Below are 14,479 nucleotides of genomic sequence, written 5' to 3' on the forward strand. Positions count from 1 at the left end.
CTACTGTCGCTACGAGTGTGACGGCCGGGCGGGCGGGCTTCGGCCTCCAGGAGGTCGCACCACGATTCTGGACAGCGGTACAACCGCGACCCGGCACCACTCGATCCCCCGGCCGAGCCGAAGGGGCTCCAGGTGGACCCGTAGGAGGGACGGATGACTCCAGCACCGAGGTTCTGGTCGCTGCAAGCGGAGGCGTGGCGTCAGGCCTGGAGGAACCTTCGCGACGCCTGGGACGGGAGGTCGCGCGCGGGGCTCTGGGTCACCCTCGGCGCGGTTGTCGTCGTGATAAGTGCCCTGATCGGTGCTGCCAACTGGTGGGTGGCGAGAGACGCCATCGTCATCACTTCCCTGGAAGAAGGCAAAGAGGTACCTCGCTGCCTTCCATCGTTGGGTGGGACAGGCCGACTGGCACAGGGGCACCATCTCTGGATCACCGTGCAGTTCCGCGACCGCAACGGGGACAGCCGTTCTCTCTTCTCCCGTCGGGCCGTGATGAGCAACGGCAAGTGGCATGCGGAGAAGGTCGACGTAGGCGGGGCGAGGCAAGCGCTGAGCTCCTACACGATCACCGCAGTCGATGTCGATCGGGCCACGGACAGCATGCTGCGCTCGACGATGGTCGACATGTCCTTCAGTGAGGCAGAGACACAGGCCGAGGGAAAGGACCTATGGCGCCTGTCCTTTGAGGGCTACCCCTCCGGCACACACCCCTTGGCCGAGGTCACGGTGACCCGCGCGGGAGGTAGTCAGAGCAGTTGCAACGAGCTCACCGACATGGCACGCCAGGAGTAGTGAGACACCCGTCGCCCTCGGCACGGCCTGCCTGCCTGCCTGCCGGTAGATCTCGGGCTCCTCGCCGAACCAGCTCTCGTGCTCGACGGCCTGGCGGCCTGGCGGCCGAGGAGCCGTTGGTCGCGTTGAAGGCCTCGCCGCCCGGGGCATGCCGATCGAGGAGGTGGCGACGGGCCTCGGCACGACCGAGCCGCGGCCCACGAACCCCGCCGCAGCCCCGACCGACGCGGGTCACCGGAAACGGACAGATCCGTCACCCTCGCCTGCATACTCCGCCTGGAGTCCGTGGTCTCGGTAGCCGGCGGGGGGCTCGGACGTCACCGCCGGGGCGCGCCACGCGGGAGACAGAACCATGATCCGACGAAGATCCTCTCGATGCATCCTTGGGGTCGGTCGCACACGAGGGAGCACGGGATGTGGTCAGCGGTGTCATCAGGCGCGGTACCGGCGCGAGAACGATTCGACTGGTACGCCGACGTGATCTCGCGCGAGGTGATGCCCGCCGCGCTGAGCAGTGAACGGCCGGCCGACTTCCGGGGCGAGGCGGCCGTGCTGGACATGGGTGAGCTGCGTGTGGCGCGATTCGACCTCTCGCCCCTGCGCTCGCGGCGCACGCCCGCGATGATCCGGCGCGGGGACCCGGAGCAGTATCAGCTGGCGCTGGTACGCAGGGGCACCACGTCGATGTCCCAACACCGGCACACGTGCACCGTGGGGGCCGGGGACCTCATGCTGTGGGACACCTCTCGCCCTTCCGACAATGAGATGCCCGCCGGAGGGGGGCCGGTCCGGGCCACGATCCTGATGTTTCCGCGGACGGTGTTACCCCTGCGTGCCCAGCGCCTGGACACCTTGCTCGCTCGCCGGATACCCGGCGACCGAGGGATCTCGGCGGTCCTGGCGTCCTTCATGACCGCGCTCGAGAAACACGGCGGCGACTGCGAGCCCGAAGAGTTGGGGCGTCTGGGCGCCTCCGCCGTCAGCCTGGCGGCGGCCTGCCTGGCCCAACATCTGGACTGCGGGGACCGTCTGCCCGCCGAGGTCCGTACTCAGGTCCTGCGGCAGCGGATCCATGCCTTCATCGAACACAACCTCGGCGACCCGGAGCTGACGCCCGCGGCTGTCGCCACTCGCCACAACATCTCGCTGCGCAGCCTCCACCAGCTTTTCCACGGCCAGGCGGAGGGTGTCCACGCCCGGATCCGCCGGCGCCGCCTGGAACAGTGCCGGGCAGAGCTGGTCCGCTCCGGTCCCGGCGCGGACCCGGTACAAACCATCGCTACCCGCTGGGGCTTCAGCGGACCGGCGGTCTTCAGCCGGTCCTTCCGCGCATCGTACGGAGTGAGCCCCACCGAGTTCCGGTCGCTGAGCGCCGACGCGCACGACGAGCACGTCAACAGGGCCGGCAAGGAATGACGGGCTCCCGCTGCTGAGATGGTGGCCGGCCCGGCGGCCGTCTCAGCCGGTCCATGGACCGGCTGAGACGGCCGCGGAAGGCGCGACCGGCGGACGGGTCAGTTCCAGACTTCCCCGTAGAAGAACCCGCCCGTGCCCTTCAGGTAGTAGTGCTGGCCGTACAGTCCGCCGGTGCAGGCCTGCTGCCAGCGGTAGCCGTTGGTCGCGATGGAGCCGACCATCACCCCGGTGTCGCCGTCCCAGAGCTCGGCGCGCCCCCAGGAAGCCAGGGCGTTGTGCTTCCCGCCGAAGCAGACCTGGTGGCCGCTGTTGGACGCGATGGCGGCACTGGTACACATCGTGCCGCCCGAGGACGAGCACGAGGACGACGCGGCGCTCGCCGGGCCGGCGGTGATGAGCCCGAAGGCTGCCACGGCGGTCGCCGTCATAACGATCTGGCCGAGCCTCTTCTTCATGGTGGATCCCCCTGTATGCGGTCGAAGTCGATCGAACACGGAGAGCCTATGAACCCGATGCCGGGCACACTGTGCAGCCGGCGCGGACTTCCTTGACGATCAGCGCAATGCCGCGCTGCGTGGGCCGTTGAGCTGAACGAAGACGCCGTCCCGGGCACGACGGCGTCGACGCCCTCGCGGACGCGCTTGATCTACAGGCGAAGCTCGGCCCCGTCGAAGATCGTCGTGCCGGCCGCCGGGACAGAGGACCGCCCGCCTGCCGCCTAATTCAGGCCGATCTCGTCGCAAGCGGCCTTGAAGTTCTCGGTGCAGATCTCCTGGACGGTGTAGACGTTGTCGAGGACCAGGGTGGTCCTGATGTTGTCGCGGGTCACGGACACGCCGAGGATGAGGATGGCGGGGACTCGCTTGGTGGTGGGGCTGCTGACCACCTGGTTGATGATTCCGTCGATCTTCTCGCCCTGGGCGAGGAGGATGGCGAGTTCGGCCGCCGACTCGGCCTCGCGGGAGTAGGGCTTGTAGACGCTCATGAACTGCTCGCCCGCCACTATTCGCTGCACGGCGGGGAGTTCGATGTCCTGACCGGTGACCGGCGGCAGCGGGGAGACTCCGGCGGTCTTGAGGGCGGAGATGATGCCGCCGGCCATGCCGTCGTTGGCGGAGTAGACGCCGACGATCTTGTCCTTGCCGAGTGCGGAGATCGCCGCCTTCATGTTGGCGCTCGCGTTCTCCCGCTTCCACTCGGCGGTGTCGTACTCCTTGCCGATGCTCACCTTGCCGTCGAGGACGGCGCGGGCGCCGGCCTTGTAGCCGGCGGCATTGGGGTCCGTCAGGGCGCCGTGCATCATGACGATCTTCCCGTTCTTGGCTCTGTCGCCCAGGGAATCCAGCAGGGTCTTGCCCTGGAGGCGGCCGATGTCCTCGTTGTCGAAGGAGACGTACGCATCGACCGGACCCTCGGCCAGGCGGTCGTAGGCGACGACCGGGATGCCCGCCGCCTTGGCCTTCGTCACCGCGCCGGCGATCGCCTTGGAGTCCACCGCGTCGACGACCAGGACATCGACCTTGTTCTTGATCATCTCGTCGGCCTGGGCGTTCTGCTTGGCCGCGTCCCCCATCGCGTTGGCGTAGACCAACTTGCCCTTGCCGAGGGTGAGCAGGGCGACCTTCTTCTCCATCAGCGGCTTGTCGAACTTCTCGTACCGCGCGGTCTCGTTCTCGGGGAGCAGCAGGCCGACCGTGACATCGTTGCCATCGCTCGCGTTGCCCTCCTCGGAGGTGCCACAGGCCGCGAGGGTGGCGCAGAGCGCCAGCGCGGTCAGAGCAGCGGGGGTGCGCAGATACGGGTTCATGCGGGGGGGACCTCCCTGACGTGGCCGAATTCATACGGCCGAGCTGGCGCGGAACACCCTGCCCTTTCCGCTGAGCGGGAGGGTATCGCCCGCGCCGGGCGGCCGGCACGGCGGTACCGAGCTGCGGCGCGCGGCCCGCACGCAGACCTGGCCAGAGGTGCCGATGTCAGCGCGCGCACGTAGGTTTCGGTCGACCGTCCGACCGGACGGTGAGGAGGGGCGAGACATGGAATGGGTCGCAGACGCTCGGCCGGCGGCCGGGCGAGTCCACCTGGTACCTGGAGACGGTTTTCACGCCCGGTGCCCACCTCGGGACGGTTGACGACGATCCGACCACGCCTGTCGTCGTGAGCGTGTACCGAGTGGTCGTCTTGTCGTCGATGCGCCGTGGAACGACGACATCGCCTGCCTTCCACCAGGCGAGGAGCCTCGTTGTTCAGCGGACCACAACGTCGGCTGCTTCTCCGACGCCGGCGCATGGACGACCCTGTCCTCACCATTTCGCACATGCGTGAACGCAGTCCGTTGGCGGACGGGTGCGAGCGGATCAGTGACGAGTCGCGGAAGGCCGATCTGGTGACGTTCGGAGCGGAGTCGGGCGGCGTCGTCTGGTTGGGGCGGACCGAGAGCGGCGATGTAGCCGCGATCGTCGTCACCAACGGCATGGCCGACGCCGAAGCATGGCACCGAGCGCCGGCCTGACAGTGGGGAACAGCCACACGTCCACGCGCTGCCACAGGCCTCCGGCGGACGGCGGCGAAGGCTGGGCCGGCCGGTTTCGCCCGGGCCCGGGGCTCGACCACGGTGGAGCGTTCTCTGGCTCCGATGGCGGGCGTCCTGCGTTCTTGACGTGTCCAAGGGCTTGGCCGTACCGACCCTGCTCGCGGTTCGTCGGCGACGTCGACGACGCCGGCTTCTGACACGTCAAGGAGTACGTCGCTCACCGGCCCGGCAGGGGGTCCTTCAGCTGGGCCGCGGCCAGGGCCAGGCCGCCCGCCGCCCTGGCGCAGCGGGCCGCCAGCCTGGCGACCTCGGCCCGCAGGGCCTCGTTCTCCGGGCCCCGCCACTCCGGGGCTCCGGCCGCCGTGTGCATCCGGAACGCGTGTGTGCGCAGCGCGGCGGCGTGGCCGCTCAGGCCGCCGTCCGGCGGTCTCGGCGTCGGCCGGGCGGCCCGCACCGTGACCCGGCGGCGGACCGGGCCGCGGGTGGGTGCGGCCACCGGCCCGGCCGGCCCTGCGGGAAGGCCCGGGCCGCGGTCGCAGAAGGCCCAGAAGGCGGCGCCGAGCCCGAGGACGGGTTCGGCGGTCTCGGCCCGGCCGGTGGCGACCTGCCAGCCGGCGTGGTCGTTGAAGGGGTTCGCGTCGGTCAGCGCATGCCAGGCGAGGATGTCCGCGAAGGACGGGGCCAGCAGTGCGAAGGCGTGCTCGGCGCCCCGCTCGCGCATGATGGCGCGGAACAGCCTGACGGCTTCGCCCTGGTGGCCCGCTCCGACGGCGTCCAGGACGGCCGCCGCGCCGGGATCGTCGAGCAGGTCGGGGCGTTCCGCGCTCGCGGCCCGGATCCGGGCCTTCAGTCCGCAGACCGCGATGCTGATCGCCAGGCTCTCCCGGCCCGCCAGGATTCCGGCGAGTCGGCCGGCCCGGGCCACCCCCCGGCCACGCGGGGCCCAGCCGAGACCCGCCGGGTCGGTGAGCGTGCGCAGCAGGGTGCGCCAGCCGAGCCGGGTCCGACCGCCCCGGGCGAGGGCGGCCGCGGGCAGGCGAGCGCCGAAGGCCAGGCCGGAGGCGTGGCGGGAGGCCTCGCCGACGGCGTCGGCGGCCTCGGCGAGGGCGCGGCACGGGGCGTCGAGCAGGTCGATGTCCGGGGCGGTGGACGCGGAGGTCGCGGCGTCGGGCATGTCATCCTCGTGGGGTTCGCAGAGGTTCGGGGACAGGACGGGACGGGACAGAACGGGACGGGCGGAGTGTGTCGGGGGCGCGCACGGGGTGGGGTGCGGACAGGTACGCGAGCGGGGTCCGGGGAGGGGTGCGGGGCGTCCTCAGCGGCGGGTGAGCGTGAGCCGGATGCCCTGCGGGTCGAGAGTCGCGGGCAGCGGCCCTACCGGGTCGAGCACCGGCCGGGTACCCGCGACGCGATGGCCGCGCAGCACCTCGGCGCAGAGCGCGGCGGTGGCCATCAGGCCGAGCTGGTCGCCCGGACAGCGGCCGCCTCCGTGGCTGAAGGGCGCCATCCGGATGTCCTGGTCCGCGCCCGGGTTCTTCCACCGGCCGGGCACGAACACGTGCGCGGCCGGCACCCGTTCGGGGTCGCGCTGGTGGAACGCCACGGGGACCAGCAGGGACGTCCCGGCCGGGTAGCGCACGCCCCGCCATTCGGTTTCGGCGCGGGTGACGCGGATCAGGTCGGGCACCACCGGGTACAGCCGCAGGGACTCCCGGACGCAGGCCCGTAGCCGGGGCAGTTCGCCCCGGTCCGCACCGGCGACGGCTTCGGCGGCCGCCTCGGCCGCGGCCAGGTCCTGCTCCGCGGGATGCGCCCCGAGCAGGAGCAGGGTGCGCAGCAGCGTGTCCGGAACGGCGTCCATGGCCAGCAGCCAGTGCTGGGCCTGGCCGACTGGGTCGAGTGCGCCGGTGGGGTCGGGGTGGCGGGCGGCTCGGCCGACGAGGGTGTCGCCGTCGGCTCGGGCGGCGTGCTCCTCGATGCGGGCGCGGGCCTTGTCGTGCACGGAGCGGGCGGCGCGGCCGGAGCGTACCCGGCCGCCACGCGGGCTGCTGCCCTCGGCGCGCAGTTGGGTGAGCCATCCGGTGAGTTCCTCGTCCGCGGCCGCCGCGTCGCCGAGCACGATCCGCCGGGCGGCGCGCTGCACGGCGTACCGGGCGCGGGCGAGGTCGAGAGTGGCGGTGGCGGTGGCGGTGGTGCGGGTGCCGGTCGGGGTGGCAGGTGCGGTCAGGTGCCGGGCCTCCTCCGCGAGGGCGGTGAGGAAGGGCCCGCAGGAGGGGTGCACGGGCCGGTCGGCGGCCAGTACCTCGGCTCCGACCTGACGCTGCTGGGCCCGGATGTCGCCGCGGGCGCAGCCGGAGTCGGAGTCGGAGTCGGCGGGCTCCTCGGGGCCGATGCCCCGGCACTTGTCCGGCGCGGCGGCCGCGAGGAGGCTGACGGGTTCGGCGTAGAAGCGGCGCAGGTCCTGGGGGTCGAGGAGGACGAGGAAGGTTCTCCCGGAGCGGGTGCGGACCAGGGCGGGCGCGTCGCCTCGGCGGGCGCGCAGGGCACGCAGCGCCGCGGCGGAGGTGCGTACGTCGTGCGGCCGCGGCCGGGCCAGGCCGCGGAGCAGGCCGCCGAGGCCGGCGAAGGGCGCCCGGGCGGCGGTTCCCGGGACCGGGGCCGGGGCGAGGGCCGCGTACCGCAGCGATTCCCTCATGGAGGTCCGCCGGCCGGGGGCGTCCGTCGCCGGCCACGGCATCGCGGGCCCGCGGTCCGCGCGCGGCGCCTCACCACGGGGTGACCGGCCGGCGCGCTCGGGGCGGCGGCGGGTGGCGAGGGCCCGTACCCGGGCTCGGAGCCCGTCGAGGGCGGCCCCTTGGACCGTACGCATCCGTGTACCTCCGCGGCGGGAGCGACAACACTCGGCGACATCGGCATCACCGTACGTCCCACCTGCGCACTCCGCGCTCCGAGGACCGTCTCAGGGGTCCAACCCGACCAGCAGCGCGGCGGTGTCCAGGCCGGCGGCGAGGTAGGCGGTGAAGGCCTCGTTGTTCAGGGCCCATGGGGAGCGACCGCGGCGCACCCGGGTGATGGCCTCGGCGGGCGTCAGCCCCCGGTCGACCAGGCACTGGGCGACGACGAGGCCGGACCTGTTGTAGCCCGAGTGGCAGCGGACGAGTGTGCTGAGGCCCGAGTCGAGGGCGAGTGTCGCGGTGCGGGCGAGGCGCTGGACGGTGTGCAGCTGTTCGGCGGTGAGTGCGGCGTCCGGGATTTCCCCCACGACGTGCTCGGCGCGCGGTCCCGGGCCGTGGCCGGTCCGGGTGAACAGGCTGATGACGAGGTCGAACTCGTCCCCCACGACGACGGCCCGCATGTCACCGGCCGGGTCGGTCCAGTAGTGGCCGCCCATCCACAGGCCGGGTGCGATCTCCTCCCAGGGGGAAGGCGGCCCGGGTACGTCCCGGTCGCGTTGGCGAGTCTTCTTCATACGGGCCGCGACCTCCTGGGGACTGCCTCCAGGTTCGCAGACAACCAACGCTCATTCAGCGGTGGTCGGGGCGAACGCGGCCTCGCGGAAGGCGGTACGCGACGTGCTGTGCCCGGCGGTCGGCAGCAGGACCGCCCAGCGGTGGTGGCGGGGGGAGATCCACAGGGTGGGACCACCGTCCTGCGGGGCGTGGTGGGTCCAGATCCCGTGCGGGGCCGGGTCCCAGAGCAGGCCGCGGGCGGGGGTGAGTTCGCCGGTGCGGATCCGGAGGGACTCGGTGGTCCAGGTGCGGCTGATGCCCGTCGACGCCGCCGGGTCCCCCGGGGCCAGGAGGTGGCGCAGGAAGCGACCGAGGTCGGCGAGGGGTGCGCGCAGGGTGCCGTCGGTGTAGCCGGTGCCGGTCATGCCCAGGGGGTGCCAGACCCGGGCGGCCGCGAGATCGGCGAGCGGGCTGCCGGAGAGGTGCTCGACGAGGCGGGTGAGGTGGGTGAGGTGGGCGGTTCCGCCGGGGTGCGTGAGGAGGTGGTGGGCGGTCGTGCCCGCGGGGGTGCCTTCGGCGGCGGCGTCCCCGTAGGCGGCGAGCGGCGTGTGCAGGCGCAGCGCGCCCTCGTCGACGAGGCTGCCGATGGCCGGCCAGAGGGCGAGGACCGCGCCGAGGCCGCCCACGTCGAAGGCGGCGTCGGCCGGGTGCCCACCGTCCGAGCCCGCCTGTGGGCCCTCGGGTCCGCCGACGGCCCACACGGCCCCGGGATCGGCGGACTCCACGAGGGTCCGGACGGCGGCGGCCTGGTCGTACAGGGGCATCATGGTCGCCCACGTTAACGAGCCGGGCACCGGCCGCGCGGCAGGCCGCCGCGGAGTCCGCGCTCCCGCCACCCGAATGCCCCGCGGCGGGAAGGGGGGCCGGGCGCCGCAGGCCTCGCAGCAGGAAGGGGGGCCGGGCGCCGCAGGCCTCGCAGCAGGAAGGGGCGGGGCGCCCGTAGGCGCCCCGCCCCCGTGTTCTACCGGCCGGACTAGCTCTTGTCCGGGCGGTCGGTCACCCGCAGGGTGTTCAGCAGGGGCTTGCCGAAGCCGCTGTGCGTGACGAAGCGGACGTTGAGGACCCCGTCCGTGACCGTGACCGTGTACGTACGGGTCAGGGCCTTGTAGGTGCCCGCCTCCAGGGAGATGTCCAGGGAGGGCAGGACCTGCGTGCCCTCGGCCAGGACGTCGAAGACGCGCTTGTTCGGCTTGGTGGAGGAGAGCTCCGCGAAGCCGAGCTCCACCGTGTAGGTACCGTTCGGCACGTTGTCGAAGCGGTACTCGTACATGCCCTCGCGGGCGTTGCGGAACAGCCGCTGGTCGTCCGTGCCGGCGATGGTGCGGCCGGTCGCCTCCACGGTGCTGTTGCCCTGGTAGCCGTAGGAGCCGGGGGTGTACTTGCGGTCCGGGGACCAGGCGTCACCGAGGGCGTCCGTGCTGGTGTAGCCGGATCCCGCGTCCAGGCCGACCTGGTAGCGCGGGACGACGACCTTGACCGGGACGGTGAGCACCGGGGTCCGGCCGCTCGCCGAGGTGATCTTCAGGTCGGCGGTGAAGACCGCGCCCGGGGTCAGTCCGGTGGTGTCCACCGACAGGGTGACGGGGACCTTTCCGCCGGTGGCGAGGTTGCCGGTGGCCGGGGTGGCGGTCAGCCAGGTCGCATCCTCGGACACCGTGAACGCCGTGCCGAGGCCCGGGTTGGTCAGGTCCAGGGTCCGTGTCCGCTGCTGGTTCGCGGGGAGCACGACCTCGACCGACGGCTTGGAGGCCGTCACCTTTCCGGTGCGCAGGGACTGGGTCACGGTCGTGACGTCGGCGGCCTTCACGTTCACCGACGCCGTGGCGGACTCGTACTGCGGCGCCGCCAGCGAGACGGGGAGCGCGCCGGACGGGCTCTGGACGACGTAGCCGCCGTCCGCCGCCGTGGTGGCGGAGACCGCCGCGTCGCCCGTGCCGACGGTCACGGTGGCGCCGGCGACGCCGTTGCCGTCGTTGGCGTCGAGCACCCGGCCCGCCACCACGCCGCTCTTGGTGGTGCGGAAGGCGACGGTCAGACCGTCCGTGAGGGCGGCGGCGTTGTAGGAGTACTTGAAGGCGTCCGTGCCGGCCGCGTTCTCCACGCCGACCGTGGCCGAGGAGCCGCCCTTGATGCCGGTGCCGCCGGTCCCCTTGTAGGAGTAGGAGACCGTACCGTCCTCGCCGATGGTGGCCGAGAAGGAGAACGTGTCGGTCTGCGCCGACCAGTGGGAGACCTTGCGCCACTCGATCACGTAGCTGCGGTGCGGGGCGGTGCCGGTGACGCCGGTGAAGACGCCGGAGCCGCTGCCCGGGGCGCCGACGACGAGGTCGTCCCAGAACGGGTACAGGGCCGCGTTGGGCGTGGCCGTGCTCGGCAGGTCCCCGTTGATGTCGCCGGTGTTGTTGCCGCCGAAGCTGACGGTGCCGTTGGTGCCGATCCAGGCCTGGCCGTACGTCTTGCCGTACAGGGGCAGCGGGAAGGGCAGGTCGACGCGCTCGGTGGTGTTGTCCCCGGTGAGCGCGAGCTGGCGGGTCCCCTCGGCGTACGGGCGGTCGCCGGCGGCGGCGCAGGCGTAGCCGTAGCCGTCGGTGCGCTCGGGCAGGTTCACCGCGACGGTGGCGTCACCGGCGACGGTGACCTTGGCCGTGCCGCCGGTGAGGCAGCGGGAGGGGTGGGTGGCGTTCACGTCGTACGTGCCGTGCGGCAGGGTGACCTCGAAGCGGCCCTGGGCGTCGGCGGTCGCGGTCACGGGGGTGTCCGCAATGGTGATCGAGGCGCCCGCGGCGGGGCCGGCGGCCGAGGAGACGGTGCCGGTGAGCTTGCCGGAGGCCGCCTGGGTGAGGGTGAAGTCACCGGTGGCGGTGGCGTTCTCGGTGACCGTGGCCGTGGCGGTCTGCTGCCCGTAGCCGAACTTGGCGGCGGTCAGGGTGTAGTCGCCGACCGAGAGGGAGGTGAAGCGGTAGCTGCCGTCGGCCGCGGTGGTGGTCGTACGGTCGATCGGGCCGTCGGCGGTGATCTTCACGCCCGCGACGGGCTGGTCACCGGCGCGTACGGTGCCGCCGAGCGAGCCGATGGCGCCGCGCGGGGCGGCGTTCACGGCGGCGAGCGCGTCGAGGCGGCCCTCACCGAACACGTTGTTGTCGGCGGCGTTGCCCCCGCACTGGCTGCTGTCGGTGTCCAGGGCGGTGCCGTCCAGGAGCGACTCGGTCTGCGCGACGTCGCCTTCCAGGGCGGGAGCGGCGGACCAGAGCAGGGCGACGGCGGCCGCGGTGTGCGGCGAGGCCATCGAGGTGCCGGAGAAGGCCTCGTATCCGCCGCCGGGGACGGAGGAGCGCACGTTCACGCCGGGTGCGGCGATGTTCGGCTTGACGATGCCGCCGGGGCCGGCTCCTCGCGAGGAGAACGACGCGATCGCGTTGTTGATGTCGAAGGCGCCGGAGCTGTAGGAGCTGGCGTAGTCGCCGGGCGAGCCGGCGGTGTTGCAGCTCGGGCCGGCGTTCCCGTTGGAGAAGGCCGGGAAGATGCCGGCGGCCCGCCAGGTGTCGACGATCTGCTGGTACCAGGTGTCGCCGCCGCCACCGCCCCAGGAGTTGTTGACGATGTGCGGGGCGAGGTCGGGGCGCGGGTTCTGACCGTTCAGGTCGGTCGGGGCGACGATCCACTGGCCCGAGGCGAGGAGGGAGGCCTCGGAGCAGGAGTTCGACTCGCAGCCCTTGGCCGCGATCCACTTGGCGCCGGGGGCCACACCGATCTTGTTGGCGCCGCCGTCGTCGCCGACCATCGTGCCCATGGTGTGGGTGCCGTGGTCGTTGTTGTCGCACGGGGCCGCGGTGGTGCACACGCCCGCCGGGTCGAACCAGTTGTAGGCGTGGTCGTAGGTGCCGTCCGCCTTCTTGCCGCGGTACTGGTTGTTCACGGCCGGGTGGGTGTAATCCACGCCGCTGTCGATGTTGGCGACGACGATGCCCTCGCCGCGCACCCCGACCTGGTCCCAGACCTGCGGGGCCTTGATCCGGTCGATGTTCCATTCGACGGCGTCGGCGACGGCCTTCTCCCGCTTGCCCTCGGTGGGCTTGGGGAGGGCGACCTTGTCGTCGGCGTCGATCCGGGCGACCTCGGGGCGCTGCGCGAGGGTCCCGGCGAGCTTCTCGCTGCCGACGACGCGCACGGCGTTCACGATCCAGTACGAGGTGTAGTCGGCTCCCGCGCCCTGCAGGGCCTTGATGACGTCGGCCTGGCTGCGCGTGGCGTGGTCCTTCTTGATCCGCAGAACCGTTTCGGCCTTGGCGGCGCGGGTCTGCTGTTGACCCGCGGCGGTGAGGTCGGCGGCGCTGTCGAGATAGACCCAGAAGACCGCCTTGGCGGACTCGTCGAGCTGAGCGCGGAGCTTGGGTTCGATCTTGCGCTCGGCCGCGGTCGGGGCGGCGGTGCCGGGGTCCTGGGCCGCCGCGGCGACGCCTGCGCCGATCGGCAGGAGCAGGACCGAGGTGAGGGCGGCGAGCGCCGCGCGTAAGGACCGCGCGGACCTTGATGACCTTGTGGGTCGTAAGGCTCGTGAGGACCGGTTGTCGCGTTGGGCCACGTGTTGTCTCCTCGTACGCCGTGTGCGGGTTGTGCGGGAAGGGTGCGCGTGACGTGCGCGGGTCATGGTGAACGAGACGTCATGTTCATTACAAGGGGGGCTTTTCGGCCGTACTCCCGCCCGCCCCGGTGGCCCGGACCGGCCGCGCGGGCCAGCCTGAAGGCATGACCGCGCCCGCCGAGCCGACCGTCCCCGGTATCCCGATCGCGTCCGCGCGCGGCCGGTGGATCCTGCTGACCACCGTGCTCGGGTCGACCATGGCCATGCTGGACTCGACCGTGGTGAACGTGGCGCTGCCCCGGATCGGGGAGGACCTCGACGCCGACCTGGCGGTGCTCCAGTGGACGGTGAACGCCTATCTGCTGACCCTGGCCGGGCTGATCCTGGTCGGCGGGGCACTCGGCGACCGCTTCGGGCGTCGCCGGATCTTCGTCCTCGGCGTGGTGTGGTTCGCGGTGGGCTCCCTGCTGTGCGGCATCGCGTCGAACGCCGGGGTCCTGGTGGCCGCCCGGGCCCTGCAGGGCATCGGCGGGGCCCTGCTGACCCCTGGCTCCCTCGCCCTGATCCAGGGGTCGATCCGCTCCGCCGATCGGGGCCGCGCGGTGGGCCTGTGGTCGGGGCTGGGCGGGGTGGGCGCGGCGGTGGGGCCCTTCCTCGGCGGTTGGCTGGTGGACGGGCCGGGCTGGCGGTGGGTGTTCCTGCTGAACGTGCCGGTGGCCGCGGTGTGCGTGCCGGTGGCGATGCGGCACGTTCCGGAGTCCCGGGACCCGCACGCGCACGGACGGTTCGACGTCGCCGGGGCGCTGCTCGGCGCCGGCGCCCTGGGCCTGGTCACCTACGCGCTGATCGAGGCCCCCACGGGGTCGCCGACCGTGATCTTCGCGGCCGTGGGCGGCATCCTGCTGGGCGTCTCCTTCGTGCTCGTGGAGCGGCGGCGGGCCGATCCGATGGTGCCGCCGGACATCTTCTCCTCCCGGCAGTTCACCGCCGTCAACCTGGTGACCCTGTGCGTCTACGCGGCCTTCGCCGGGTTCTTCTTCCTCATCGTGCTCCAGCTCCAGGTGGTGGCCGGATACTCGGCCCTGGCCTCCGGGGCCGCGCTGCTGCCCACGACCGTCCTGATGCTGCTGCTGTCGGCCCGCTCGGGCGAGTTCGGGGAGCGGATCGGGCCGCGCATCCCGCTGACGGTGGGACCGCTGCTGTGCGCGGCCGGAATGCTGCTGATGCTGCGCGTGGGGCCCGGGGCCTCGTACGTGACGGACGTGCTGCCCGCGATGGTGGTGCTGGGCATGGGGATGGTGACCCTGGTGGCTCCGCTGACGGCGACCGTGCTCTCCTCGGTGGACCCCGGCCGGGCGGGCCTGGCGAGCGGCATCAACAACGCCGCGGCGCGCGCCGCCGGCCTGATCGCGGTGGCGGCGCTGCCGCTGCTGGCCGGTATGGGGCCGGAGTCGTACCGCTCGGCGAGCCAGTTCGACGCCGCGTTCGGCCGGGCCATGCCCTGGTGCGCGGGGTCGTTGCTGGTGGGCGCCGTCGTGGCCTGGGCGACCGTACGCTCCCCCGCGCCCGGCATGGAATGTCACCCGCAGTGCCAGACGCACTGCGCGCTGGTCTCCCCGCCCCTCGAACCCCCCGAGCGGTCCGGCTGAT

Annotated in this window: 11 protein-coding genes; 4 read left to right on the plus strand and 7 right to left on the minus strand. The window is 72.6% G+C overall.

What is annotated here, in order from left to right; genetic code table 11:
* The first annotated feature begins 153 nt into the window (after positions 1–153).
* Entirely contained in the window at positions 154–792 is a 639-nt protein-coding gene (locus tag BCL76_RS39720) for a hypothetical protein (protein ID WP_258309591.1), read from the plus strand.
* Positions 793–1,218: 426 nt separating this feature from the next.
* Positions 1,219–2,208, plus strand: a complete 990-nt coding sequence (locus BCL76_RS12765; RefSeq protein WP_258309592.1) for a helix-turn-helix domain-containing protein — start codon at positions 1,219–1,221, stop codon at positions 2,206–2,208.
* A 98-nt stretch (positions 2,209–2,306) separates the two neighbouring features.
* Here the strand turns inward: BCL76_RS12765 and BCL76_RS12770 are convergent, their stop codons facing one another.
* Together BCL76_RS12770 and BCL76_RS12775 are read right to left on the minus strand one after the other, a co-directional pair.
* On the minus strand, positions 2,307–2,663 hold the full coding sequence (locus BCL76_RS12770) for a hypothetical protein (protein ID WP_146228366.1): 357 nt from the start codon (positions 2,661–2,663) through the stop codon (positions 2,307–2,309).
* Between the two features lie 263 nt (positions 2,664–2,926).
* Positions 2,927–4,015: a sugar ABC transporter substrate-binding protein gene (locus BCL76_RS12775; RefSeq protein WP_109779600.1), complete on the minus strand. Its 1,089-nt coding sequence runs from the start codon at positions 4,013–4,015 to the stop codon at positions 2,927–2,929.
* 507 nt (positions 4,016–4,522) lie between these two features.
* On the opposite strand from BCL76_RS12775, the gene BCL76_RS12780 reads away from it, so the two are divergent.
* Positions 4,523–4,717: a hypothetical protein gene (locus BCL76_RS12780; RefSeq protein ID WP_146228367.1), complete on the plus strand. Its 195-nt coding sequence runs from the start codon at positions 4,523–4,525 to the stop codon at positions 4,715–4,717.
* A 238-nt stretch (positions 4,718–4,955) separates the two neighbouring features.
* Here the strand turns inward: BCL76_RS12780 and BCL76_RS12785 are convergent, their stop codons facing one another.
* From BCL76_RS12785 to BCL76_RS12805, 5 genes are all read right to left on the minus strand, one after another.
* Complete coding sequence (locus BCL76_RS12785) at positions 4,956–5,912, minus strand: hypothetical protein (RefSeq protein WP_109779602.1); 957 nt, start codon at positions 5,910–5,912, stop codon at positions 4,956–4,958.
* 141 nt (positions 5,913–6,053) lie between these two features.
* Complete coding sequence (locus BCL76_RS12790) at positions 6,054–7,607, minus strand: cytochrome P450 (protein ID WP_109779603.1); 1,554 nt, start codon at positions 7,605–7,607, stop codon at positions 6,054–6,056.
* Positions 7,608–7,697: 90 nt separating this feature from the next.
* Complete coding sequence (locus BCL76_RS12795) at positions 7,698–8,207, minus strand: protein-tyrosine phosphatase family protein (protein ID WP_109779604.1); 510 nt, start codon at positions 8,205–8,207, stop codon at positions 7,698–7,700.
* A 51-nt stretch (positions 8,208–8,258) separates the two neighbouring features.
* Positions 8,259–9,014, minus strand: coding sequence for a hypothetical protein (locus BCL76_RS12800; protein ID WP_109779605.1), 756 nt, complete (start codon positions 9,012–9,014; stop codon positions 8,259–8,261).
* 206 nt (positions 9,015–9,220) lie between these two features.
* Entirely contained in the window at positions 9,221–12,829 is a 3,609-nt protein-coding gene (locus BCL76_RS12805; protein ID WP_258309593.1) for a S8 family serine peptidase, read from the minus strand.
* A 164-nt stretch (positions 12,830–12,993) separates the two neighbouring features.
* Here BCL76_RS12805 and BCL76_RS12810 point away from each other — a divergent pair, with 164 nt between their 5' ends.
* Entirely contained in the window at positions 12,994–14,478 is a 1,485-nt protein-coding gene (locus tag BCL76_RS12810) for an MFS transporter (protein ID WP_109779607.1), read from the plus strand.
* Position 14,479 lies beyond the last annotated feature (1 nt).

The sequence above is a fragment of the Streptomyces sp. CG 926 genome, from assembly GCF_003148825.1.
In the GTDB taxonomy this organism is placed as follows: Bacteria; Actinomycetota; Actinomycetes; order Streptomycetales; family Streptomycetaceae; genus Streptomyces.